Origin of the sequence: Paenibacillus sp. 2TAB23, from assembly GCF_052115165.1 — a bacterium.
Classification (GTDB): domain Bacteria; phylum Bacillota; class Bacilli; order Paenibacillales; family Paenibacillaceae; genus Pristimantibacillus.
Window position 1 is genome coordinate 1 of the sequence record NZ_JBFRGD010000004.1, and the last position, 25,659, is coordinate 25,659.

Consider the following 25,659-nt stretch of genomic DNA (forward strand, 5'->3'; position numbering starts at 1 on the left):
GACTTCGCTTCCGTTACAGATGAGCAACTCGCTGATGCCATTCGTTTGATTAACAACCGTCCTCGTAAATGTCTCGGGTGGAGGTCGGCTCACGAAGCCTTCATGGAAGAGGTGTCGCACTTAGCTTGACAATTCATCAAATAAAAAAACCGGCACACAATTGTGCCGGGTATACCCTCATTGCAAAGAAATAGGCTGCGAGCCATTTTCCGACGCACCTACAACATCGAATCCAAGTAGCCTTAGTCAAGTTTGCCCCATGTATTGGCAGTTTACAAATTTTTGAACGAAAGAAGACTGCCAGAGGAAATCATCTCTGACAGTCATTAACTTAATGAGTAGTATGCTTCTCTTCATACTCGCCGGACAATTCCTTGAGCGATTTGATTTTACCATGGGGATGCTGTTCTTGCTTTCGTGACTTCCAGGCAGCTTCCTTCCTGTTCTTCTGGTGAGCCATAAAAGATAACCTCCTCTGGAAAATGAGATGAATACTACTTCTTTATGATGTCATTCATGGGCTGCGTTAATTCATCGATTTTTGTGATTAGCTGGGAAGTAATTTGGGTCAGCCATCATAATATTTCGATATACCCTTCTGTTCCATGCACGCGGATTCGTTGACCATCTTTGATCAGTCTGGTAGCATTTTCTACCCCTACCACCGCCGGCAGGCCATATTCACGTGCGATAACTGCTCCGTGAGTCATCAGTCCCCCAACCTCGGTGACTAGACCTTTTATGGATACAAACAAGGGTGTCCAGCCAGGGTCAGTAAAGGTGGTGACTAATATATCCCCGTCTTCTAGATCAGCATGGTCCATACTTAAAATGACACGTGCTCGTCCCTCAATCAATCCGGAAGAAACAGGCAGGCCTGCAATAGCGCCGACAGGGAGATTTTCTCGTTTATACTTACCCGCAATGATTTCACCGTCAGATGTCATAACACGCGGGGGAGTTAGTTTTTCATATAATTTGAAATCGTTTTTTCGTTGACTGATGATCTGGTAATCCAGTTTTTTTGTACGTACGACATCGTGAAATTCTTCAAAAGCAAGGTAGTAGACATCTTCTTTTTCATCGATCACGCCTGCTTGTACCAGTTGTTCGGCTTCTTTCAATAATGCTTGCTTATATACGTAGTAGCGATTAATCATGCCGTATTTGGGATATTCACGATAACCAATGAAATTCCGGATTAGATCGATCATTTGTTTTGTTTCTTTGGCTTTTTGTTCACCATCCGGTAATTGCTTCAAGCGATCTAATAATTCATGTTCCTTCTCTAAAGCTTCCTTTCTCCCTTGCTCAAATTTCCGTTTGCCAGCATGGGGTTCAAAGTTTTTGATGTTACCTAGAATGATCGGGACAAGTGTAAGCGGTTTTTCACTCCAACGAGCTTTAGTCACATCGATTTCACCGGCACACCGCATGCCATATTGGTTGAGATAAGCATAGATTGCGTCTTGGGCAGCTTTCCCACCACGAAACTGAGCCAGTTCATCCAAAAAGCTATCCTCTTTTGCATGTTGCAAAAAATCGATTACTTCTGGATATGGACGAATCACATCTGCGACATCCAATAGCGCCAGACCCATTTGCGAAGTAATATTGTTGGTCACCGATTGAGAAAGCGTGTCAGCTGCGTTTGTTTCACCTAACCAATCGTTCATTTTTTCATTGATCCATGCTGAAGCATCCATAGCAGCCATAATGACTTCCAGGCTTTGTGGGTTAAATAAAATTTCCTTTAATTGCTGGAAATCTTCGAGAATATAATCAAATAAATCTGATCCTGATTTCGTTTGGATATCTCGTTTTAACGCTTCTAACGATGTTTGACTGCTCTTAATCAAGTCAGTAACGATTGTCGGATTGTTTACGAATGGCGTTTGCAAACCCGAAGACGATTTATCTTGTTTGTATTTAATGGAATTCGGTGCTTTATTGCTATCTGGTGATGATTTAATAAAACCTTCTCGTTCTACGATGGTCAAAAGCGCATCTTTTATGAGTGGTTCGGATTTTCCCAGGGCATCTATTACCATATCTCTAATGGCAGGCACAGCCAGATTTTGTGTGATATCTACAAATAACCTTCCACCTGCTGTACGCATAGGTGCGCGAGTCGTTAATAAGTAAAATGACAGTCCCAATTCTTTCATGGGATCGGTCATCATTTGTTGATGGCCAACGGATACATAGACGTGATTTTCTTGGTCATTCGCTTCAGGGATGGGGTATAAAGTAGTGATTGGCCGACTCTGGACAATATAAAAGGTATCATTGGCTAAACACCATTCGATGTCTTGTGGAAAACCAAAATAAGCTTCGATTTGTCTTCCAATGCGTGCCAGTTGTACAATTTGTTGCTCCGTAAGCGCTTGGATGTTTTGTTGATCAGGGTCGATCTCCTTTGTCTCCGTTCCTCCATCCTTTAATCCGTAGATAGCCAATTTCTTGGATGCGATCCTCTTATTGACGATTTCCCCTTCATGTACGGTATAACAATCGGCAGATACCAAGCCAGAGACCAGCGCTTCTCCAAGTCCAAAACTGGCATCGATTGAGAGCAGCTTTCGGTTTGAAGTAACGGGATCAGCGGTAAACAATATCCCTGAAACCTGTGGGAAAACCATCCTTTGAACGATAACGGATAAATATACCAGACGATGGTCAAATCCATTTTGCATACGGTAAACGACTGCTCGGTCCGTAAATAAAGAAGCCCAACATTTGCTGATATGCTGAAATATTGCTTCTTTGCCAATAATATTTAGATAGGTATCTTGTTGCCCAGCAAAAGAGGCATGTGGTAAATCTTCAGCAGTCGCGCTGGAACGCACGGCATAAGCATGCTCATCACCAAACGGAGTGAGATAGTGAGTTACTGCATCCACAACATCGGAAGGAATTTCTGCTTCCATAATGATCCGACGGATCTGACTGCTAATTTCACCAATTTGTACTCGGTCTACTGGCTTTAATAGTGTGAGTCGTTCCAACAATGCATGATACGCATCATTTTGCTCGATGGCTTTTTGATAGCCTTCTGTCGTAACACAAAATCCTTCGGGTACGTGTATTCCTTCCATTTTTGATAATTCTCCTAAATTCACCCCTTTACCTCCAACGAGCAAAAACTGCGTTTTATCCATTTCTTGAAAACCGAGAACCAATGAACTCATTCAATATCTCCCCTTACCGTAAACGGATAATAGTATTTGACAAAAATTCAAGGTCGTGATACAATAAAAATATAAGATGCACTAACTTTGTCTAAGAATAATAGTGAAGTCGTGACCTGATTATATCATCGTGACTCTTTATATGCAAATGAAAAGAACCTGATCAATTACTCAGGTTCTATTTTTTATTTCCCGATACCCTTCTCAGCTGATTAACCATCTATTTCAAACTGAACACTATTCCTACATATCTCCCAAGCGCTCCTGTTCAGCTAGTATTTCCCCATAACTAGTTAATCATTTAGGCCGGCGGAATACTTTGAGGATTATTAAACACGTTTGTCGGATCATACTTCGCTTTTACTCTGCGCAATCTAGGAAAGTTTTTGCCATAATATACGGGTCCAGAACATTTAATTCCTTGGTCCGGCACGTTGATATAGGAGCCAACGATATAAGGCTGCAGCTTCTTCCGGGTATTCCGAGCTAAGGCAATATTTTTAGCCGCATGAGATGGCTTAACCCATGAGCTGTTCCATTCTACATAATATTGTGCTTTCCGCCAGTAGAATGCAGTAGCTCTAGGTGCGATCCGACTAATGGCACCGCCCCAGTTAAGGAAGAAAAATCCGGCTGGAGTCCCTCCCTCTGCTTTTTCCAGAAATTCCCTCATAACTTTATAAGCTTTATCCGGGAATGGACGTCTGCCAAAGCCGCTGGAGAACTGGTTGCTGAACTTTTGGGTAAGAATGGGATCGGGAGCTAATAAAAACTGAGTAGCTTCCAAGTACGGTAGAAGCCGGATGGTTTTTTGAGTAGGCGTACCTACGCTGAGAATAGGCTCTAATTGACGTAAGGCTTCCGATTTAGATCCCAGATAAAGACCGATCATGCTGACATTGCCGCCTTTTTTTGGACCGATGCTTAGTTCACTGCCCAGCTTGGTGCTGGCATTAGGAGCCCATAGCTGCCATTTCCTCACGACTTTTTCGAACTGCTCCCATGGCCAGACAATGCTAAATACGGTTGCTTTCGCTGGAGCACGCAGTACTTTGAATTTATATTTGGTGTATACGCCAAAGTTGCCCCCACCGCCGCCGCGGGAAGCCCATAGGAGATCGGAATTGCGTTTTTTGCTCGCCCGGATTACTCTTCCCTTGGCGTCTACCATTTCTAATCCGATTAGATTATCGCTGATGAGACCAGTCGTCCTTTGGAGCGGACCAATCCCACCACCAAGAGTAATTCCGCCGATCCCAACGGATGGACTGTCACCAAACGGTGCGATAAATCCTTGCCGGGCTAACGTATCTACAACTCTTCCTACCCGATTACCTGATTCAACCACAACCGTCCTGCATTTTTTATTTAATTTAATGTTCTTCATTTTGCTTACGTCAATGACTATGCCTCCGTTAACCTGGGAAAGGTTGGTCTCCAAGGCGTGTCTACCGCTTCTTGGCCGAATGGGTACATTATATTTGCGTGCCCATCTAATCGCATTTGCTACATCGCTTGTTGTTTGAGCAAAAACAAAAACTTTAGGAAATCTGTTTGTATGCGGATCCCAATTCTTCCGAGCTGCTTCATAACCCGGATTCCCCTTAAATATCACTCGGCCAGTAAGTTTCGTAATTGATTTCACAATCTCAGCTCCCTATGATTGTTCAAAATATACATTTTTGCAGTTTATTGGGCAGATTTCTTCATACCCTTTTATCGTATGAAAGGCATTATTGACACGTATGGGCTACTGTTAATAAAATGTTAAAAGAGCCGCAATCACTTGATTGCGGCTCTCATTAGTTCATTCTTATTCTGTTTGGTTGTATGGTTTACGATAGATAGAATTTTATGAGACTGAAAGAAAAATAGAGGCTAGCCAACGCGTCGTATATGACGCTCACGCGAGCCTCTATTTTTGAATGGAAATTCATCTGAAGGCAAACTATCCGATATAAGACCCTTCCGTGCTTGGTCGGCGAGCGGGCTCAGGGCCTGCAACGCTCAGAATCCAAGCCGCATACCAGCGGCCAAGTCCTTTAAGTAATAAGGGAAGCAGCAGTACGAAAATGACTCCCACTCCCCCGGAGATCCAAGAGCGCTGGGCGGACGTCAAGCTCCAGTCAAAAAGCTGGTCAAGCCCCCATTCGCTCGAGAACAGATTGAATTCAAACATCCGCATGCTTACCTCGTATGCGACCGGTGAGAGCATGACCGCAAAAGCCGTTACGGGCAGTACGATGGCGAAAGTGAACGCCGCAATGCAAATTGGAAGCTGCATAATCCCGAACAGGATACCGCGGTATGATCTCCCATCCTTCAAAACGGATTTCAACCAGGAACTCCATCCATGCTGCTCACCAGCAGCCAATGTCAGCGGAGCGGTATCGGCAGAATGCTTCTGTCCTTGCAGCCATACCGCTGCTAGGTTTGATTCTCCAACCATGATCGTCTTGCAAAGGGTCAGTGTCGCGGCCAGCAGCGGCACGCCAACGAGAAATACCGACAGCGGAAGGCTTACGGATAATCCAACTACGATGATGATGAATGCTGCTATTCCTTTGGGAAGCGACAGGATGAGCATTTTCCACGCCTGCAAGGCGCTTTGTTTCTTCATGATTACAACCACGCTTTCTCATTTTGTTGCTCTCATTGTAGTCCTTTCTCCTGCTGCTCATCATCCTCCCGGCGAATGGATCAATGTCGGACCTTGGTCCAGTATATCGGTCGTCATTTCTCGATTGCCCGCATTTTATTACCGACAAGAAGCCCTTGCAAATAAACTTAGCAATCCTCTTTATGGCACAGCTTCTTACATGGAATAACGTTCAAGTTGAGGTACGAATATCACGAAGCGTGAATATGGTGTTTTTAGAACTGAAACGGCCGCCTACTAACCCGATTAATACAATACTTATCAAAAGGTGATCAATATGGAACAAACACGAACCAAACAACACAGTAATAAGCAATCTATAGACAAGAACGCCATTAGGGGTCCGTTTCACTTGAAAGTTCCAGAAGAGGAGCTTGCCGAGCTGCGCAGCCGCATAAACGCGGCAAGATGGCCTGAAAAGGAAACGGTCGCAGATATATCGCAAGGCGTGCAGCTAGCAACGATTCAAGAGCTCGCGCGCTATTGGGCGACGGATTACGATTGGCGCAAGTTTGAAGCGAGGCTGAACGCCCAGCCGCAGTTTATAACCAATATCGATGGGCTGGACATTCATTTTATGCACATTCGGTCAAAGCATGAAGATGCCTTGCCGCTCATCATCACACATGGCTGGCCCGGCTCGATCGTCGAGCTGATGAAAATCATCGATCCGCTTACCAATCCCACTGCATACGGTGCGAAGGCATCAGACGCTTTTCATTTGGTGATTCCGTCGCTGCCTGGCTATGGATTGTCAGGTAAGCCGACTGCGACAGGTTGGGGTCCCGTCCGTATCGCAAGCGCCTGGATCGAGCTGATGAAGCGCATAGGATATAAGAAGTATGTGGCGCAAGGCGGCGACTGGGGGGCAATGGTTACGGACCTGATGGCTGTACAGGCACCTCCGGGACTGGTCGGCATTCACTCCAACATGCCTGGAACGGTTCCGCCTTATATTGATAAGGCGCTCCAAGCCGGCAATCCGCTGCCCTCCGGTCTCTCAGCCGAAGAATGGCGAGCGTGCATGCAGCTGCATTTCGTTTACAACCACATTGGCTACGCGGAAATGATGGGAACGCGCCCGCAGACGCTTACCGGACTAGTGGATTCGCCCGTTGGTTTGGCAGCTTTTATGCTCGACCATGATGCTTGCAGTTTGGAGCTAATCTCGCAGGCCTTTGCCGGAAACCCCGGAGGACTTTCACGAGATGATGTCCTCGACAATATCACACTATACTGGTTGACCAAGACGGCAATTTCTTCGGCTCGCCTTTATTGGGAAAACAAGTTCTCTTTTTTCGATGTTAAAGGTGTATCCACCATCCCAGTTGCCGTGAGCGTTTTTCCATATGAGCTCTATCAAGCTCCGAAGAGCTGGGCAGAGCAGGCATATCCGAATCTTATCTACTACAACATGCTTGACAAAGGTGGACACTTCGCGGCTTGGGAACAGCCACAGCTTTTTTCGGCAGAGCTCCGCGCGGCATTCAAGATTCTTCGCTAGTCAGAATGAAAATACTTATTTAGCGTACATCCCACATATGATCGCTACCTGTAACTAAATAAAAAGACTGCCGATTGTGCTGGCAGCCCGAATGTGTAAACATGCGTTTAAACGTGATGGTGCTCTATCATGTCGTAAGAGTTCGAATTTCCAATATGACTATTGTGGATGATAGGATTACTTCAAGTATTTTCCCGTGATTGACTGCTCGGCAAGAACGATCTGTGGAGGCGTGCCCTCGAAGACAACCTGTCCACCCTTGCTGCCTCCATCCGGTCCAATATCGATGATCCAATCCGCATGGCTGATCACATCCAGATTATGCTCAATGACGATCACCGTGTTACCGGTATCCACGAGTCGGTTCATAATTTCCAGCAGGTGACCGATGTCTGACATATGTAGGCCGGTCGTCGGCTCGTCCATCACGTAGATGCTGCCCTTCTTATGAAGCTCGCTTGCCAGCTTGATACGTTGGCATTCTCCGCCCGAGAGCGTGCTGAGCGGCTGGCCGAGCGTAATGTAGTTCAGACCAACGTCGCTCATCGCTTGGAGCTTGCGAACAACTTCTTTTAGCTGGAAAAATTCCAATGCCTGCTCGACTGTCATCTCCAGTACTTCTGCAATGGACTTGTCGTTTAGCTTGTATGCAAGTACCTCTTCCTTGAACCTTCTTCCTCCGCATACTTCGCAAGGCAGCTTCACGCTATCGAGGAATGCAAGGTCAGTATACACAACCCCCAATCCTTGGCAGTTCTCGCAAGCTCCCTTGGAGTTGAAGCTAAACAAGCCTTGGTTCACCTTGTTCGCAGAAGCAAACGCCTTGCGCACATCATCCATAATACCCGTATAGGTCGCAGGATTCGAACGTGTTGACACGCCAACCGACGACTGGTCGATGACGATTGCATCCGGATGGTTGCTGAGAAATATGTCGTTAATTAACGTACTCTTGCCTGAGCCAGCGACACCTGTAACGGCAGTGAGAACTCCGGTCGGAATATCTACACTCACGTTCTGTAGGTTGTGAAGCGTAGCATTTTTAATGGACAGCTTGCCGGAGGGCTGCCTGCTTTCAGGCTTCAGCTTGAGAGGTCGCATCATATGGGTTCCCGTCAGCGTACCTGATTCCAGCAGTCCTTGGTAGCTTCCTTCGTACATGATCGTTCCGCCACGGCTGCCGGCATGGGGCCCTACGTCGACGATATGATCAGCGATCTTGATTACATCGGGATCATGCTCGACGACAATTACGGTATTGCCTTTGTCGCGCAGCTTCTGAAGCAATTCATTTAATCGATGCACATCACGAGGGTGCAATCCAACGCTAGGCTCATCGAAGATGTAAGTGACGTCTACTAGACTTCCGCTCAAGTGCTTCACCATCTTGACGCGCTGCGACTCGCCCCCGGACAAAGTATCCGTCTCGCGATCCAGCGTCAAATAGTCAAGTCCGATATCCACCAGATGCTGAAGCCGATCCGACAGCGTTTTGATGACAGGTGCGGCGACTGCATCGTCAATCTCTCGAATGACACGGATAAGCTGTCCGACCTCCATGGAGGATAGTTCAGCTATGTTGTGTCCATTAATTCTGCAGCTAAGTGCAGCCTGACTAAGTCGCGCACCGCGGCAGCTGGAGCAAGGACCCTCGGAAATATAAGGCGCAACAGTCTTTTGTGTGCGTTCGGACTTCGTCTTCACATCCTGCTTGATGTATTTGTTGGTGAACTTCTCAATGACGCCTTCCACTGTAATATTCATTGCTTTGCCGGCGAAATCCATCTTAACTTTTCTTGCCTGAGCGTAAAGCAGCTGATCCAGTTCCTCATCCGAAAAATCACACAGCTTCTTATCGAGATCGAAATCCCCCGACTGCATGATCATGTTCCATTCCCAGCCGCTCACTGCATAGTCCGGCAGCATAATCGCTCCTTCATTCAATGACTTTGACATATCCAGCGCCTTGCTCATGTCGACGCCAAGTTTGCGACCGATCCCGTTGCATTCCGGACACATGCCTTGCGGATCATTAAACGAGAACATGTTTACGGGTCCTATATTGGGCTGGCCTACTCGGGAGAAGAGTAGACGGAGAATAGGCGATATATCGGTAATTGTACCCATTGTGGAATGGGAACCGCCGCCAAGGCGTTTCTGATCCACAATAACAGCCATGCTCAAGTTCTCGAGCGCATCTGAATCCGGCTGAGGAACACGCGGCAAAAAGTTGCGGACGAACATGCTGAAGTTTTCGTTAAGGAGACGCTGGGATTCGGCAGCGATAGTGTCGAAAACGATCGATGATTTGCCGGAGCCGGATACACCGGTGAAGATCGTGATCTTTCGCTTGGGAATGCGCAAGGAGACGTTCTTGAGGTTGTTTTCCCTCGCACCAGAAATAACAATATATTCTTGATTGTATTCATTCATAGGTAACATCCTTCCAATCGGTTTTTTTGCTGCTAAGTTAGATTGTCATAAGCAGACTTAAACCGGCTGCTTCGTGCATGCAGCCGGTTTATATTGTTTTGGGCCATGATAGATTCAACTATTATCTCCCATTATGTAGCAATGGAAGGATTTGTGTTGCACCGAATATGCTTATTGTGCCAACACCTTTTCAAGCTCGCCGCACCAATTACTCCAGCCATACTTCGCTCCTTCGTATCCTTGGGCGTTCGTTATTCCCGTTTGCTCGAGATGAAGATTTACCTTCCCGTCTCCTAAATCCTGCAGCGTCCAGGTAACCGTATGCTTCTCCTCTCCGACGGCCCAAGTATAGGATAATCGGTCTGGCGCGTCCACGACAAGCACTTCTCCGTCAATAATGCCGTCCCAATATTCGGATGGCTTATTGCGGAACTGGAAACGGTGTCCTACGATTGGTTCAAAATCATTTTCCAATACCCATTTGGCAAGTGTTTCTGAATTGGTTAAGGCTGACCAAAGCTTCTCGATTGTGGTCTTGTATTGAAAATCCAAAGTGAGTGATAAACTCATTTTTCATCCTCCTCTAATAGTTGGTTCAAGCGTTTCATATTCATGCTCCAGAATTTGCTGTAGAAAGCCACCCAATCATTAATCTCTTTGAGCGGAGTGGCGTTAAGCCTAAATTTCGTTTCCCTGCCGATTTTTCTGTCCAGCACCAGACCGGCCTCTTTAAGGATTGTCAAATGCTTGGATACAGCAGTTCGGCCCATTTGAAACTGTGCTGTTAATTCATGGAGCGGCAGCTCATCTGCCTCTGCTAACAGACTGATTAGTCGGCGCCTAGTTGGATCTGCAATCGCGTCAAAGACATCTCGCAACCGGTTGTTATCGCTCACAACACCCTCTCCTAGTATTATTACCAAGGGACAGCCGTTAATGTTACAACCTGCTTAACGGATACAGCTCTTTGGATGCAACGCCCACAAGGCGATAATTCCCAATTAGACACCGTTTAGTGACGTTTTTAATTATAGGACACCGATTGGTGTCGTGTCAACAATGTTTTCAAATTCTATACTTACAAATATCCCGGCGCTAGCTTCCGAGCCAGGATTAGTTAAAAAGAAGACCATTTTTCAACGATATAAATTGAAATGATGAATGAACACGCGGGCGGAGCGAATAAAGTCGTTCTGGAGAAATGCAAGGTTCGCTTTTGCAGACCAAATGGCAACTATATATGAAGTTAACGAATCCAAACCATTTGGCTGCAACCGCGATCGGAAGAATAACAGAATAACTTTGTTCACGCAGCATTAAAGGCATACTCATGTTTAGTTCATCTGATATTGAGCGATTCGACTGTCAGACACTCTTTGCCTCCAAACGAAGGTTGGTCGGTTCAACAAATGGTCTAGTAGATGTTGTACGTCACATCAACGGTAAGCTGGTATGTCTTTCTGTTATGAATGGAAAAGGAGAGCAACAGCTTACAGCCGTTACTCCCCTTTCAAGCTTTGTATGCAACTAGAATTATAAGAATGGCAAAATTGCGTTGGCATAAGCTTGAGCGCCTTTCGGATTCGGATGTCCCATCGATGCACGTTTGCATATTTCCATTTCTAAACCCGTACAACCGGCTTCCGTGCAGGACACCAATCTGTCGTCTGCTATGAAATCCTGCGGCGACAGATCCAAATTAATGCCGAACAAATACGGATCGTTGGTAAGCGCCGCATGGTCTTGGCCGAAGTTAGGATCAGCGAAGAAGATCCGAGGAGGCGTATTCAATTCCCCATTTTTGCGATCGACAACCTGTTGAAGGTACATTTTAGAATCTTTTTCCAGCTTCTCGCAACGTTTGCAAATGTATTCGAATTCAACTAGACCAAATACGCCTCCCGCCGTTCCTCCTCCTGCTCCTCCTAATAATATGCCGAGGGCGATCAGCAGTGCTTCAACGGCTGCTAGATCACTTTTGCGAGAGATTGGCGCATAATATCCTGTGACGATGATTTTGGATTCTGGATAAAGCTTCGTTACTTTGTCCAGAAGCTTATACATACTTTGATTAAAATGTTTTTCGAACAGCACATCCAGATTCGTCGGATTGAAGGGATCCATAACGGTTCTAACATCAACATCGTTCATCCCGCCATCAATTAGAATCAGATCGACTTTATCTCTCCGTCCGCTGAACAGGTCGCACTGCTGTAGAATTGTCGGATAGGAAGTTGGCACCTCGCCGTTCAGTGGCGCAATAATATTGAAATCGCCGTCTCCGATGATTGCTCCAGAATGTGCCAAAACACTCGTATATTGCTTGATGTTTCCGTTATTAGCTTGAATCGCAGCGCCTACTAGCGAGTAAAATTTTTCATGCTCCTGCATGCCTTGGCCCCAACTGACGGAATCGCCGATCACGAGCATATGAAAGGTCTCAAGCTCCAACTGGAGCGCATTTGACAATGTACCGTCCGAGAATCGAACCTTTACTGTGACGCTTTCGCCTGATGCATTTATCTCCGTATCGGAAGGACGAACCATCGTAAATTCAATATGAGCCGAGTTGATCACACGGACATCCGGCATTTCGAAATCATTAACGAGTACGATTGCTCCTTCTGCGAAGCTGCTTCCCTTTAATGTTACCTTCATGCCAGGTTTGATGCGAGGCAGCTCTTCTGGCGTACGAGCTTCCATTCCTTCCTGCTCGATATTCATAATTTGAGGCAGCATATAAATGGAAGCACGATTAGAAAGCGTTGCATCCACTTGACGTGCCTGAATCGTACGCGAGCCTCCGAATAGAGCGGGTACCGTAAACTGTAGGAGTGTATCGCTGATAACTGTCGTAGCTGCTTCTACTCCATCAATTATGATTTTATCGCTCATAGTGAAACGTTTCCCCTCTACCGTGACTCTGTCGCCGGTATTAACATATAGAGGGCTAACATGGATGATCGCAGGCTCCAGCATTTTTATTTTGAAGTCATCGGGATTAATGTCAAAGAAGCTAACCGGATTAGGTAGGACGCTCCCGGACCATCCGTACGGCCCTTGATAGCCTGAGGCTCCGGGACCACCAGGCTGACCTGGCTTCCGAGGTCCTGGACCACAGGAGCCTCTCGAATCTCCTACATCTCCGCCGAGACCTCCGTAACCGGGAACGCCTGCAAGTCCGCCTGCACCTGCACCCCCACCGTTAATTTGGATATCAAATCCCCCTCTAACGTATTGCTGAAGAACAGGCTGCGGTGCATATAAGCTCAGCCTCCCTCCTGTTCCTCCATTGCCGCCAGCGCCTCCGTTGCCAGCCATACCGCCATTACCGCCATTGCCGCCAGCCCCTGCGCCTGCTTTGCAAAAACCCGCCCAATCGAGAACGGCTGGCTTGCCTTTCCCGCCTCTGCCTCCGTTACCGCCATTCTGTCCTTGCCCGCCTTGCGTACCATCCTGGCCACGCAGATCAAATCGCGGCCTCCCTGACATATCAAGCACCCATACCTCAAGCTCCGGTGCGGATGCGCCGTCGTATCCACGGTATCCGGTCCAGCCAGAAGTACCATCCGTTCCTGGAATGCCAACTAGCGACGTAGACATCGGAGCACCAGCAGGTGTATACGGCGCTGGAGTAACTTGCGGCGGAATATTACGGAAAGGACGCTCCCAACTGAATGTGACCTCATCCTCGACTATTAGCTTTTCAGCGAGGATAATAAGGTAGCGATGAGGATACTTCAAGACGATGTTCGTTCCTCTAGTCAGAAATACCTCTGAGCCGACCCAGTACGCCGTATCGATTGAGATATCAGCTCCAGTTGCCAGTGCAGGCACCGATAATAAGGCATTGTCTTTGCTGGTGAACGGAATCGCGCTCAAAAGATCTGCCTGACCGCTGAAGGTCCTTATTATTGGCGAACCTTTTTGGCTGGAGATGAAACGGGTTGCAGACTGAACCATCGTACCACCGCTAATCATACTGGCTCCCGGCTTCGTTACGCCCGACTGAGGAACGACGGTGCCGCTGATTCGCAACGTGCCTAGATTGGAAAGTGAGGATATACCTTTAGCTTCAAGCAGCGCTTTATGATAGGTTAGCCTGTCGTTTACCATCTGCGGTGCTGCTGTGAATGTGCCGGCTGTCAGATTCGCCGTGAAATCATTCGTTTGCATAGCACCATTCGAATTGGTTCCATAAGTACGTTTAGACATTATCATTAACTCTCCTTTTCATTGGGAAAATGTTTTGTGAAGCTCTGCTTGCTAAGCATAGGATTCAACTTGGTATTTGTCGGAGTTGATATATGCGACGCGGCTCCTCCTTTCTGGCAATAGAAACGAAATGGTAACGCCTAGCACCATCACAAGATGTTTCACAGTCTTGGAGTTATTTGAATGGTAGGTTGTATGACTAGCTGCTTCACGATTGTGCTATTCATTCCCAAATTAACCTCTTCTGTTCATGTTCATTATGGAATAGGTTTCAGATGTTGAGGAGGATGAATTTTTTTCACCCCTCCCTTCACAATTAGCGGGGATGATACCTTGGTAATGGTTTAAAGCTGTTTTAATTTGTTAGGGAATGGCTAAAAAATAAGTTAAAAACCCAACTCAGCCTGAGTTGGGTTTCTTTTAGATGATATGCTGACGTCAAATCCAATGCTGGAAAGCTTCCAAGCGGACTATGATATCGAAATCGCCTTTGCAGATCTAATTGGAGAAATGGCATTGATTCGAAATGCCCCAACCATCCAATTATTTTCAATTAATTTTCAGCATTATTCCATGTTTGGTTCAGATATTGTCTCAAAATATTGCATAACTACTTCACGGAATGCATCAGCTGCCTTAGAAATGTAACGACTCCGATGCCATATTAAAGCGATTTCCCGTACTAATTCTTCATTGTCTACCTGGAGATAATGGATAGAATCCGTTGAATACCTTGCCGTGCTTGGTATGAATGCGATGCCAATTTCTGCTTCCACAAGATTGCTCAACCTTGCAGGCTCATCACCCTCATACACATATTGTGGTGTAAATCCAAGCGTATTGCAAATCGAGTCCACTAGATCGCGAGTGCCGTAGCCTTTTTTTACACCGACAAACCATTCGTCTTTTAGCTCTGTTAAGGAGATGCTGCTTCTCTCTGCCAACCGATGTTCCTTTGGAACAGCTACAAGAATCGGGTCGATAAAAACGATTTGACTTTCAATGTCATCTCCGTAGATAGGAGGAGATGACAAGCAGAAGTCGACCTCTCCTCTATGCAGAAGCGTGACCATTTCCTGTGTGGTCAGCATTTGGACATGATAGTGGATATTCGGCCACTTTTTCCGGAATTTCCGAAGAATATGCGGCAGCGTACTTGCAGTGGTTACTGCTAATTCAAGAGTACCCTGCTCTGGGCTGGATAAATCACTAATCTCCTGCTTTCCTTGATCCAATTCAAACAAGGCCCTTTCCGCACGGCGTAGGAACCTGCTTCCGAACGCATTCAACCGCAGATTCCGCCCTATTCGATCGAATAAGGGAACGCCTAAATCCTCTTCCAAACGTTGAATCGTTTTACTTAATGACGATTGAGTAACGTGCAGACTTCTCGCGGCTTCAGTTACATGCTCCAATCGCGCTACTGCGAGAAAATATTTCAGTTGAAGAAGTTCCATGCTGCCCCTCCATTCATTCCCTTGAGTCTATGGAATCATAACATAAAATGCGTTGGAATCAATAAATGATTTCAAGTACGATGAGATGAATAGACATGAGGGGGAACAAGAATGAATGCTCGCAGCAGGTGGCTGTTAATTTCCGTAGGACTAGGTGTATTATTGAATCCGTTAAATTCATCGATGATTGCTGTTGCTATTRCAAGATTGCAGAAGGTTTACCATCTGGACTATACGGCCGTTTCGTGGATTATCTTTTCTTTCTATATTGCGAGTGCTATCGCTCAGCCCGTTATGGGGAAGGCTAGTGATTTATTCGGACGCAAAAAGATATTCCTGTCTGGACTTGTTGTAGCCTTTGCCGCATCGCTTTTAGCCCCGTTGTCACCAAACTTTGGGTGTCTTATCGTATTCCGCATTGTGCAATCCATTGGTACAAGCATGATCGTTTCAGTTGGAATGGCTATCGTCCGCATTCATGTTACAGAGAAACAAGCGACGGCGCTGTCCGTGTTATCCATATTCCTATCAGGAGCGGCGGCCATTGGTCCTTTTTTTGGCGGGGTATTAATTTATTGGTGGGACTGGCAAGCGATCTTTCTCGTCAATGTTCCATTCGCAGCAATGAGCTTTCTACTCGCTTGGCGGAATATTCCGAAGGATGAATCGTCCTCAGCAACGCCTCCCAACATGACCATACGTAAGTGGCTATCATGGTTGGATGCACCAGGGATTCTGCTCTTTACTGTAGGTTTAGTAGCTCTTCTAGTTGGAATGCTGTCAGCAAAATCAGCTGGGCATGTCTCAATGATGCATATCATAGTCGGATTAATAGGAATCCTTTCATTGGCAGCGTTCGTTAGACATGAGTTAAAAGCTATGGCACCTTTTATTCCATTACGAACATTCGCCAAGTATCCTGCAATGATCTCGGTCAATGTCGAATTTATACTCGTCAACATCCTTTATTACTCGCTCTTTTTTGGACTTCCGTCCTACTTGCAAACGGTACGACATGTTAGTGAAATCCATACGGGATTTCTCATGCTCAGCTTAGGCTTGTGCTCACTTATTGTTTCTCCAATTGCTGGTCGATGGATTGATAAAGCAGGAACAAGGCCAGCATTGTTAGTTTCCGGAGTGTTAATGACGCTTGGGTCATTATGGTTAGTGACATTGAATCAAACTTCACCGGTTTTCAGTGTTTGTTTGGCATTAGCTGCATTCGGTATTAGCAACGGATTGAACAGCGTGGGCATGCAAGCGGTCTTGTTCAAAAGCTCGCCAAAACAAATGATCGGTGTAGCATCTGGCGTATTTATGACATCGAGATATGTTGGAACTATTCTTTCCTCCTTGCTTCTAAGCATCATCATGGGAGATACGTTCAATGCTGGTGGATTTAGATTAATGGGGGTTATTCTCTCATCAATCGCAATCATCTTGGTATGCTTGAGCTGGCGACGCAGGGAGCCAATGAATCAATCCGAGGAATCGTAGCTTCGAACTTGTCATTCTGCATGACAAATCCAACCGGAAAAAATGCCAGTCGTGAAAAAACGGGTGATATTATGAAAGCCAGCTTCGGCCAGCAGCTGTTCGATTTGATGCTCAGAAAGGAAGGAAAGCGTCGACAAGACCTTTTTAATCATCTCATCTACCTGGGACCAATCGCGTCCGCCATCTAACCAAAAGCTTTTCCATACGTTTAATTGGTGCGGAAGCTCCGTGCTATCTCGGTCTCCGCAAGCACTGACAAGGACAAATGGTGCTCCCTGCTTCAGATTTTTTTTTATGGTTCCGAGCAGCTTTAGCTTCTCTTGAACATCGTCAATGAAATGAAGCACTAAGATACAGCTCGCAGCATCAAACTTCGCGTCTGCGGGCGGCAAGCAGTCAATCGGTCCATGGATAAGCGTGACACGGCTCATTAAACTTAGTTGGACGGCTTTATGCTCAGCTATCTTAAGCATGTCTCCAGAAGGATCGACTCCGGTGAACGACCATTTTGGGTTAGAGGGTCCCCATGCGGTTATCTCATTGCCTCCGCCTGCGCCGACTACGAGCAATGATGCCTCCTTTTCACCTAATTGAGCTCGATAATAGGATTGAATCATCGTAAATAGCGCATCATACGAGGGGATTGAGATTCGTGCGTTTTTGTCGTAAGCAAAATCCATTTTTGAATCGTTTGCAGTCATTTCTTCCGTCATTGTTGACCTCCTAATGTACAGTGAAATCTATTTCGCGAGTCATTATTCGTCAATCATGCACGAATATATCGCTATTAATGATATAATAGATTCTCAATGTCGTTAATAAGCTGAAAAAGAACGGAGTCCTACTCCGTTTTAATAGGCTTCGCCAAATCGGCTATTTTTGTGTTCAGCAGATGCTGCTCCATCTTTCGCTCGGCTTCGATGACCACTCGCTGAATCTGACATTCGCTTCCGTGATCCAAGCTGCATTCAAACAAAGAAGCTGTACCTTCGATAGCATGGATAATATCGAGAAAGGATATTTCATCCTGATTGCGTCTAATCCGGTATCCACCATTTGCACCAGGCGCGGATTGTATTAATCCTGCTTTGACAAGCTTCGTCATCATCTTAGACAGATAGGTCTGTGAAACACCTAGCTTCTCAGCGAGTAATTGAACGCCAACAGGCTTATCAGTCGGCGCTGCTGTCAGATAGAGCATCACATGAAGCGCATAGTCGGTCGCCTGGGAATATTTCATTGTGCACCTCCATTAACGACTTTAAGAATCTATAATAACGCTGATCATACTGTATGGCAAGTAATTGTTTCATACATTAGCTTGTCGTTTCCGAAATCTGATAAATGAAGCGCAATTCGATAGAAATAGCTTATTCATATAGTGGTGCGATACGTTCAATTCGATTCGTCCAGATCATGCCCGAGAAATTCGAAGGCAGGCGCTCAATATCATCCTGCGTATCGAATCCGCTGGAAAAATCGCTCCCATCTCCGCCGACCACGATAACGCGGTTATCAGCTTTGTCCATCCGATTCAAAAATTTATCAGGCCACCCCCATAACAGTGGGCCGATTTTCTCAGGAACATGAAGTTGGCTGTTTGTGCAGGCCTTAGGAACATAGCCAGTCCATCCTACGGCCATATACGGAAGCAAACAGCTTTTCATCGTAGCTTTTGACATGACCCGCATATCAGGCAGTTTATTTTTTAGTTCGGCGATCGGTTCGTCTCCGCCATATGCGGCTAACAAGCTTCTTCGCTGCTTAGTCAACTCTGACAAATATTGCGCAAGGAGCTTCCCTTCATCTGGATCGTTGCTTTTGATATCGATCAATAACTTTTGATTCGGAAATCGCTCGAGTACCTCAGTCAAAGAAGGCATCAGCCCTACCCCTTTGCCGCGGAATGGGAAGGTTTTCCCTCCGTCGGCGGTATATCCATAGCCGATATCCAGTTTCTTTAGCTCATCCATTGTATAGTCACGGGTAACGCCAGACCTGTTCGTCCTGCATTCAAGCGTCAAATCGTGAAACACGGCGAACTGGTTGTCCTTCGTGATGTGGATATCGAATTCGACGATATCAGCACCTGCTTGGAAGGCGGCATCAATAGATGCGATCGTATTCTCTAAATAGGAATGGTCAGGCTCATTTATACGCTCGGCCGTACAAGTATCGTTCTGGATGCCTTCCATCGAGAAGGTCTGCGCAAGCCCGCGATGCGCAAGCAAGGCCGGATCTCCATCACGATTGCTTCCGAACCAGCTGTTGTTATTGACGTAGATGAAAACAATCAGCAACACGAGTGCAATGAACCATTTGCTTCTCAGCACGTTTTTCAATCTATTCATTTACTATCCCCTTCATTTTCATTCCGTTTAACAGCCACTTCATTAGTCTTACAGCAAAGTATATCAAATTCGAAAACGTATTGCGTTGTCCTCGCGTTATTTATATATTTTTATTAAAAAAAAGCGCAGAGAGCATAAGCGCTCTCTGCACGATATCATACTGCATACAGATTATTGCACAATTGTATTTGCGATTATCGCTAAATCAGCAATGTCGATGACGCCATCTCGGTTAACGTCTGATTTTTTAATTACATTCCAATCGGGGCTAGTCGAATTTTTTCCATAACTCGCAGCAACAATGGCAAGATCGCCAATGGTTACTTTTCCATCCGTGTTGATATCACCAGGTGTCGAAGCGTGAACGGCGTTCTTAAATGCTTGCCATGCTTCGCTTAAGCTAATAACGGCTTGATCTATATCCGCTTGTGTTTCTGCAGTTTTGGACACGTCGATGGCGGCAGTGATCGCAGTGTTCAATGTGGCTTTCGATCCGAATGGATATTGTCCTGGCGTGCTGCCTTCCACAGCTGCGTCCAATGAAGCCTTTGCATCAGCAATTAAAGAGATTAACGCTTCTTTATCGAGGTCAGCGCCTCTCGTTAATTCCACGCTATAGCGAATGGGAGTCAGCGAGGTTTCTACGCCTGCTGAGTTGGCCATTAGCGCGCGTGAGAGCGTAATCGCAGTGTCAGTGGCTTCTTCCAGCGTCTTCCAGTTTAGCTGCAGCAAGTCACCGTCGGTATTGACAGGATGCTCTGAGCCTTCGCTCGCGAGCAGAATCCGTACTTGACCAACGGATTCGGCACTGGAATCAATGACAATCATGCCTTCCCTTAGCGATTCAGCAGAAACAAACGCTAGTTTGTCAGGATCATAGTTGAAGATTAGATCCTGTGCATAGATCGCTTCTTCAGGTTTAGCGGACACATGGCTTAATCCATAAAGCACCTTCAGGTTTGAGCCAACTGGAGCTTGAGATTGCCCCGTTAGCGTGCCGGTTAACGCAGTCTCAGCAGGTGGAAGCACGTTAGGCACGTCTGCTTTGTACATGGTGATGAAGTCCAAATTTACATTCCCGACGCTGTCATTATCAATGCGATAGCTGATTACATTTTTGCCTGCTTTTAATGACAGTCGCTCGGAAGCAGTGAACCACTCCTCCCAGCTGATTGCCGTTTTGTCAGGGGTTATTGTTTTTACGGGAGAACCATTCACAAATACATTGATTTTTGCCTGGGCAGGCAATTGTACCGTTGGATTGTTTGTTGATTCACCGTCTGCTTGCACCCCATATGCGTATCTAACGCCAACGATGTAATCGCCTGCTTCGTCTGCTTGAACGACAAAGCTTGCTTCAGCTCCGGATTTCTTGGGCAAGTTGATATAGCCGGTGCCTTGATAATTTTCATATTGGTTATCTTTGGTTATGGCGCCGTAATGAATCGCATCCTCTGCTTGGTACATGTCACCCAAACCTAAATCACCGGAAGGCAAGTTTTGCCATTCATAAGGCGAAATAGGTGTTCCGAAATCAGGGGTTCCATCGCTATTCCAGCCGATTTGCTGCAAATTCACTTGACGCCACCAATTGCGGCCAGTATCCTTGTATACCCGTGAATGGTATATCATCCAATCTTCTGTACCGTCTGCGGATTTCACAAAACCTGCTCGGGCAGGACCAGACACATCACTAGTGGCGACAAAAACATCATTTGTACGCGTCCAGGAATCTGGGTTTAGGAAATCGCCATTGGTATTCGTGAAATAAGATAATCGATACCCATTAGAAGCGTAGTCGCCTTCCGACATCGTAATGAACACTTTTCCGTCCCTTTGCAATACACGCGGGCCTTCACCTCCGCCGCCTGGCAAGAAAGAGCGATCGGCAGTAATCGTATAGGGGTTATCCATTGGAGCAATCGCTGGGCCGATAGGCTCTCCTGAGCCTAAGGTGCCCCAAACCGCATACAACTGACCATTGTTTTCAAAAACGGTGAAATCATTGGCTTGTTTGTACTCGCCATTCTCGCCGGCATATAATGCGCCTTTGTCCACATATTCGCCTTGGGGATCATCGGTCACGGATTCTAGGACGGTTGCCATATGCTTGAAGCCGTAATCTTTAAGATCCGCACAATAGTAAATATACCATTTGCCGTCAAAGAAGAAGATTTCTGGAGCGAAAATACGAGTTTGCGTCCCTTTTGAATCAAACACCATCACCTTTTCGCCTTGATCGATCAGCGTACGGGATTTGGACACATATACTTTATTATTGGAATCCAGATTGCTTGAGGAAACGAAATAATAAAAGCCGTCTTTATAGGTTACAAAGGGATCCTGTCCTTGATATAACGGGTTATTAAACTTGCCGGATACCGATGAGCTCGTTACGCCCATTTCGCTCATGAAATTTGATCTCGCTTTGGATGCGCTTGCAATTTCTTCAATAAGTACTGCTACCTTTTCTCGATCCTCCAGCTCTTTGCCGTCAATCGTAGCTAGTAAGTCTACGGCCGAATTTTTTGCTTCTATTACATGATCGTATACGCTTTCAGTAACAGTAGATGAAAAGTTTTCTGTTAAATAATCAATCTTTAGAATCTCTGCCGACAAATCTCCTTTTTTGGTTGCAATGGTACGATCGGGTGGCAAATAGAGCGCTGATTCTGGTACGATTTCTCTGCTCTGGCTGGCGCTTTCCCACTCCATGCGAAGCCAAGTACCGCCCCAACCTTGCAAATATTCGACTTTAATGTCGTAGTGCTTGCCCGACTCTAATGCAATAGGCGTGCTGACCTGAGGAACCTCCCAGGTTTGCTTCCAGAAATCGATGATTAGCTCTCCATTAATCCAGAGCCGAAACCCGTCGTCACCTTCCATATGGAAGGTATAGTCTTCCGTATATTTCGGCACTAGCGTACCCGTAAAACGAGCTGTATTATAATCTGGCGTTCCTGACAAGTGATTGAAAATACTGCCAAAGGATTCGCCATTCAGATTGCTTACCGTTCTCTCCCCTCGAAAATCATCGAAAGTAAATACAGTGATGTCTTGTCGATCAATCGGGTTTCTTTCACATTTGAAAAATTCCCCCAAAAGTCCATGACCATCCATCGTTGGATCCGCAGCATATGCCTTGCTTGATGTATAAATCAACCCAGTAAACAGAATGATCGTCATTAGTAATCCAAATACTCTTTTCATCCGTTATCCTCCAATTCTCTGCTTTGATAGAATGGAATGCTAGTGAGACGTTCAGAGATCAAATACTTGTGAAAGCTGTTTGATGAATCCTTACGTATGATTTATCATTTATTTCCTCCTTTTCCAGTTTCGCTTTCCTCAACAAACGTAACATATTTCAAAAAAGATATATTTATAAAATCCCGCTGTTTTATATGATTTTCTATCCATTTTTGTTTGTTGAGGATGAACGGGATGCTCATGGCCGGTGAAACGTCTAAGAAAATAAAAAAACCGCCGAATCGGCGGTTTGTGTTCAAGTTTCCTGTGTGGTGTGTACATCCGTAACGATTATTGATCTTAACCTAGTGCAATGCTTTACGCCTTGCTGCGACTGATAAAGAGCAGCAGAAATGAAATGACGATGATAGCGATTGTCCAAGCCCATGCCATATGCGCATTTCCCGAATCAACCGCAACGTAAATGGCTGTCGGCAGCGTCTGTGTTTTCCCGGGTATATTTCCGGCTATCATCAAGGTTGCACCAAATTCACCAAGACCTCTTGCAAAGCCCAGAATATAAGCAGTGCCAAGCGAACGATAGGCTAGTGGAAGCGAAATATATCGGAATACCTCCCATTCACTCGCGCCCATTGATCGGCTTGCATCCTCCAAATGATGGTCAACAGCCCCGAAGCCTACCTTCATCGTCTGATAAACAAGCGGAAATGAAACGACGACCGCTGCAATAACGGCTGCCCACCAAGAAAATACGATTGGAGCATGAAACATCCATTCGATCCATTCGCCAAGCCAGCTTCTGCGTCCCAGCAATACGAGCAACAGGAAGCCGACAACGGTAGGCGGCAGTACCAGCGGTAACATGAATAGCGTCTCAAGCGCCGTTTTACCTTTGAAATTGCGGCGTGACATCCACCATGCGGCTGCTACTCCAAGGAAAAGTACGATAATGCTCGAGAGTAATGCAACCTGTAAGGAGAGTCGGACAGGCAACCAGAAATCAGCCCAGTTTACGGAAGCCATTATTCGTTCGGAATCGTAAAGCCGAATGTGACGAATATATCGAGCGCTTCTTGTGTTTGCAAATACAGGTAAAACTGCTCGGCTTCTTGGCTATGTTTAGTCGCTTTAACGATTCCAATTGGATACTGGATCGTTTGATAGGTTTCTTTATCAACTGAAAATGCTATTTTTACTTTATCGGAAGTCAGCGCATCGGTTTTGTAGACAAAACCGGCATCCGCATTTCCGGTTTCCACATATTGCAGCACTTGTCTTACATCCTTCCCTTGAACGGTCTTGGGCTGCAAAGCATCCCAAAGCTTAGCTTTCGTCAAAGCTTCCTTCGCATAGTTCCCTGCTGGCACGCTCTCTGGAATGCCAATGGCGACGGTTTTTACGTTCGACTGAGAGAGGCCGTTGACATTTTCTATCGTTGCTCCTGCATCAGCCGGTACGACGACGACAAGCTCATTATTCAATAAATTAACTTGCTTTGTAGCATCCATTAGCTGTTTATCTACTAGTGCTGTCATATTTTTGACCGCTGCGGAGAAGAAAAGATCGGCAGGCGCACCTTGCTCGATTTGCTGTTGAAGCGCTCCGGATGCGCCGAAATTGAAGTTTAATTTGATATTCGGATGGATTTCTTCATACGTTTTTTGAATTTCGGTTAAGGCATCTTTCATGCTCGCCGCTGCGGAAATGATGAGCTCAACAGACTCTGCAGGCTGTTCGGTCGGAGCTGCTGTGCTTTCAGCAGGAGCATTATTCGTATTTGCATTCGTTTTCGTATCTTCTGCTGCACTGCAGCCAGCAAATACGAGCATCGTTGCGAGGATAATAGATAAAAATAAATAACTTTTCGTTTTCTGATCCATGAACGTTCCTCCAAGTTTATGTTTAGTTATAATTAGATATATCTAAAATGAATTATAAAGAAAAAACACTTCTATTGTAAATGCAATTAACAAAACGTACACATTCTAATATGGTACAATAAAAACGATATTTATTAGAATAACAGCCTATAAGGAGGAGCATCATGTCCAGCGATGTCTCATATACGACAGAAGATATTGCCAAGCTTCTGCAAATCTCTAAACTTACGGTTTATGATCTTATAAAAAAAGGCGAGCTGCCCTCTTATCGTGTCGGGAAACAAATGCGTGTAGATCCTGCAGATCTGGAAGCTTACAAGAAAAGAGCAAAAGGTGTGCAGATACAGGATCGCCCTGCCCAATCAGAAGCTCCTATACGGTCTGCAGCTCCAAGCCAAATTAATGGTTTACGTCCTATCGTAATTACCGGGCAGGATCTTAGTCTGGACATTCTAGCGAAGCATTTGGAAAAAAGCAATGCTGGTATAAGGCCGCTTCGTTATTTCGTCGGAAGTTTAGACAGTTTAATCTCTATGTACCGCGGAGAATCGGATATTGTCAGTACTCATTTGCTGGATGGGGATACGGGTGAATACAATTTGCCATATATCAAAAAGCTGCTCGTTGGCTCTTCCTACATGGTCGTTAATCTGCTCATTCGCAATGCCGGCTTTTATGTGCAGAAAGGAAATCCGTTGTCTATCAAAGGCTGGTCCGATTTAAGCATCTCGGGAATAAGGCTCGCGAATCGGGAGAAAGGCTCTGGTGCCCGCGTGTTGCTAGATGAGCAGCTTCGGCTTCATGGCATTAAGGCTTCGCAATTAGCCGGGTATGACTTAGAACAAAGCAATCATCTTGGTGTTGCCTCCCAAGTGGCATCCGGACTTGCGGACGTGGGAGTCGGGATCGAGAAAGCGGCATCGATTGTAGGCAATGTCGAATTTTTGCCCTTAACTGAAGAGCGCTATGATCTCGTTGTGCTAAAGACGCAGAGCAACCAAACCTGGATTACATCGCTGCTTCACATTCTCCGTTCGGATGAATTTCGAAATGAGCTTGGATTGATTTCAGGCTATGACCTGTCTCGAACAGGAGAAATCTTGCTTGAAACCTAATTTATGATGATGTAAATGAAGTAAACACTTGAAAAAAGCAGCTCCTTTCCATATGTATTTATACTGTTTATGTCTAAATTATACTAATATTAATAAATATATATCGTTACTCACTATAAATCAATCTAATTATGTCAGGATATA

The 25,659-nt window shown here is 45.7% G+C and carries 19 protein-coding genes and 1 pseudogene; 5 read left to right on the forward strand and 15 right to left on the reverse strand.

Annotated features, from left to right (window positions below; all coding sequences use genetic code 11):
• Positions 1-129, forward strand: a pseudogene (locus tag AB4Z29_RS07395) (IS30 family transposase); the annotation flags it as partial.
• Positions 130-331: 202 nt separating this feature from the next.
• On the opposite strand, the gene AB4Z29_RS07400 reads toward AB4Z29_RS07395, so the two are convergent.
• The 4 genes from AB4Z29_RS07400 to AB4Z29_RS07415 all read right to left on the reverse strand — a co-directional run bounded on the left by AB4Z29_RS07400 (position 332) and on the right by AB4Z29_RS07415 (position 5,811).
• Entirely contained in the window at positions 332-460 is a 129-nt protein-coding gene (locus tag AB4Z29_RS07400; RefSeq protein ID WP_441942426.1) for a DUF6254 family protein, read from the reverse strand.
• A 115-nt stretch (positions 461-575) separates the two neighbouring features.
• A complete protein-coding gene (gene ppsA / locus AB4Z29_RS07405; RefSeq protein WP_441942427.1) occupies positions 576-3,191 on the reverse strand; it encodes a phosphoenolpyruvate synthase in 2,616 nt (871 codons plus the stop codon).
• Between the two features lie 301 nt (positions 3,192-3,492).
• Positions 3,493-4,836, reverse strand: a complete 1,344-nt coding sequence (locus AB4Z29_RS07410) for an FAD-binding oxidoreductase (RefSeq protein ID WP_441942428.1) — start codon at positions 4,834-4,836, stop codon at positions 3,493-3,495.
• 303 nt (positions 4,837-5,139) lie between these two features.
• Positions 5,140-5,811, reverse strand: a complete 672-nt coding sequence (locus tag AB4Z29_RS07415; RefSeq protein ID WP_441942429.1) for a sensor domain-containing protein — start codon at positions 5,809-5,811, stop codon at positions 5,140-5,142.
• On the opposite strand from AB4Z29_RS07415, the gene AB4Z29_RS07420 reads away from it, so the two are divergent.
• Both AB4Z29_RS07420 and AB4Z29_RS07425 read left to right on the forward strand, forming a co-directional pair.
• On the forward strand, positions 5,810-6,019 hold the full coding sequence (locus AB4Z29_RS07420) for a hypothetical protein (RefSeq protein WP_441942430.1): 210 nt from the start codon (positions 5,810-5,812) through the stop codon (positions 6,017-6,019). The two genes, AB4Z29_RS07415 and AB4Z29_RS07420, sit on opposite strands and share 2 nt — an antisense overlap.
• A 183-nt stretch (positions 6,020-6,202) precedes the next feature.
• Positions 6,203-7,354: an epoxide hydrolase family protein gene (locus AB4Z29_RS07425; protein WP_441942431.1), complete on the forward strand. Its 1,152-nt coding sequence runs from the start codon at positions 6,203-6,205 to the stop codon at positions 7,352-7,354.
• Between the two features lie 177 nt (positions 7,355-7,531).
• On the opposite strand, the gene AB4Z29_RS07430 is transcribed toward AB4Z29_RS07425, so the two are convergent.
• The 5 genes from AB4Z29_RS07430 to AB4Z29_RS07450 all read right to left on the reverse strand — a co-directional run bounded on the left by AB4Z29_RS07430 (position 7,532) and on the right by AB4Z29_RS07450 (position 15,459).
• Complete coding sequence (locus AB4Z29_RS07430) at positions 7,532-9,787, reverse strand: ATP-binding cassette domain-containing protein (RefSeq protein ID WP_441942432.1); 2,256 nt, start codon at positions 9,785-9,787, stop codon at positions 7,532-7,534.
• A gap of 171 nt (positions 9,788-9,958) precedes the next feature.
• Entirely contained in the window at positions 9,959-10,357 is a 399-nt protein-coding gene (locus AB4Z29_RS07435; protein ID WP_441942433.1) for an SRPBCC family protein, read from the reverse strand.
• On the reverse strand, positions 10,354-10,683 hold the full coding sequence (locus tag AB4Z29_RS07440; RefSeq protein WP_441942434.1) for an ArsR/SmtB family transcription factor: 330 nt from the start codon (positions 10,681-10,683) through the stop codon (positions 10,354-10,356). Before AB4Z29_RS07440 ends, AB4Z29_RS07435 begins: the two co-directional genes overlap by 4 nt.
• A 637-nt stretch (positions 10,684-11,320) precedes the next feature.
• Entirely contained in the window at positions 11,321-14,002 is a 2,682-nt protein-coding gene (locus AB4Z29_RS07445; protein ID WP_441942435.1) for an IPT/TIG domain-containing protein, read from the reverse strand.
• Between the two features lie 566 nt (positions 14,003-14,568).
• Positions 14,569-15,459, reverse strand: a complete 891-nt coding sequence (locus tag AB4Z29_RS07450; RefSeq protein WP_441942436.1) for a LysR family transcriptional regulator — start codon at positions 15,457-15,459, stop codon at positions 14,569-14,571.
• 111 nt (positions 15,460-15,570) lie between these two features.
• Here AB4Z29_RS07450 and AB4Z29_RS07455 point away from each other — a divergent pair, with 111 nt between their 5' ends.
• The gene (locus tag AB4Z29_RS07455; protein ID WP_441942437.1) at positions 15,571-16,959 is read left to right on the forward strand and encodes an MFS transporter; all 1,389 of its coding nucleotides are present in this window, start codon (positions 15,571-15,573) and stop codon (positions 16,957-16,959) included.
• Between the two features lie 11 nt (positions 16,960-16,970).
• Here the strand turns inward: AB4Z29_RS07455 and AB4Z29_RS07460 are convergent, their stop codons facing one another.
• The 6 genes from AB4Z29_RS07460 to modA form a co-directional block, all read right to left on the reverse strand.
• The gene (locus AB4Z29_RS07460) at positions 16,971-17,672 is read right to left on the reverse strand and encodes a class I SAM-dependent methyltransferase (protein ID WP_441942438.1); all 702 of its coding nucleotides are present in this window, start codon (positions 17,670-17,672) and stop codon (positions 16,971-16,973) included.
• 128 nt (positions 17,673-17,800) lie between these two features.
• Complete coding sequence (locus AB4Z29_RS07465; RefSeq protein WP_441942439.1) at positions 17,801-18,199, reverse strand: RrF2 family transcriptional regulator; 399 nt, start codon at positions 18,197-18,199, stop codon at positions 17,801-17,803.
• 130 nt (positions 18,200-18,329) lie between these two features.
• A complete protein-coding gene (locus AB4Z29_RS07470; RefSeq protein WP_441942440.1) occupies positions 18,330-19,310 on the reverse strand; it encodes a glycerophosphodiester phosphodiesterase family protein in 981 nt (326 codons plus the stop codon).
• Between the two features lie 171 nt (positions 19,311-19,481).
• On the reverse strand, positions 19,482-22,520 hold the full coding sequence (locus AB4Z29_RS07475) for a family 43 glycosylhydrolase (RefSeq protein ID WP_441942441.1): 3,039 nt from the start codon (positions 22,518-22,520) through the stop codon (positions 19,482-19,484).
• A 357-nt stretch (positions 22,521-22,877) separates the two neighbouring features.
• Positions 22,878-23,543, reverse strand: a complete 666-nt coding sequence (modB, locus tag AB4Z29_RS07480) for a molybdate ABC transporter permease subunit (protein ID WP_441942442.1) — start codon at positions 23,541-23,543, stop codon at positions 22,878-22,880.
• Entirely contained in the window at positions 23,543-24,400 is an 858-nt protein-coding gene (gene modA / locus AB4Z29_RS07485) for a molybdate ABC transporter substrate-binding protein (RefSeq protein ID WP_441942443.1), read from the reverse strand. Before modA ends, modB begins: the two co-directional genes overlap by 1 nt.
• Positions 24,401-24,564: 164 nt before the next feature.
• Here modA and AB4Z29_RS07490 point away from each other — a divergent pair, with 164 nt between their 5' ends.
• The gene (locus tag AB4Z29_RS07490; protein ID WP_441942444.1) at positions 24,565-25,515 is read left to right on the forward strand and encodes a substrate-binding domain-containing protein; all 951 of its coding nucleotides are present in this window, start codon (positions 24,565-24,567) and stop codon (positions 25,513-25,515) included.
• Positions 25,516-25,659: the final 144 nt, after the last annotated feature.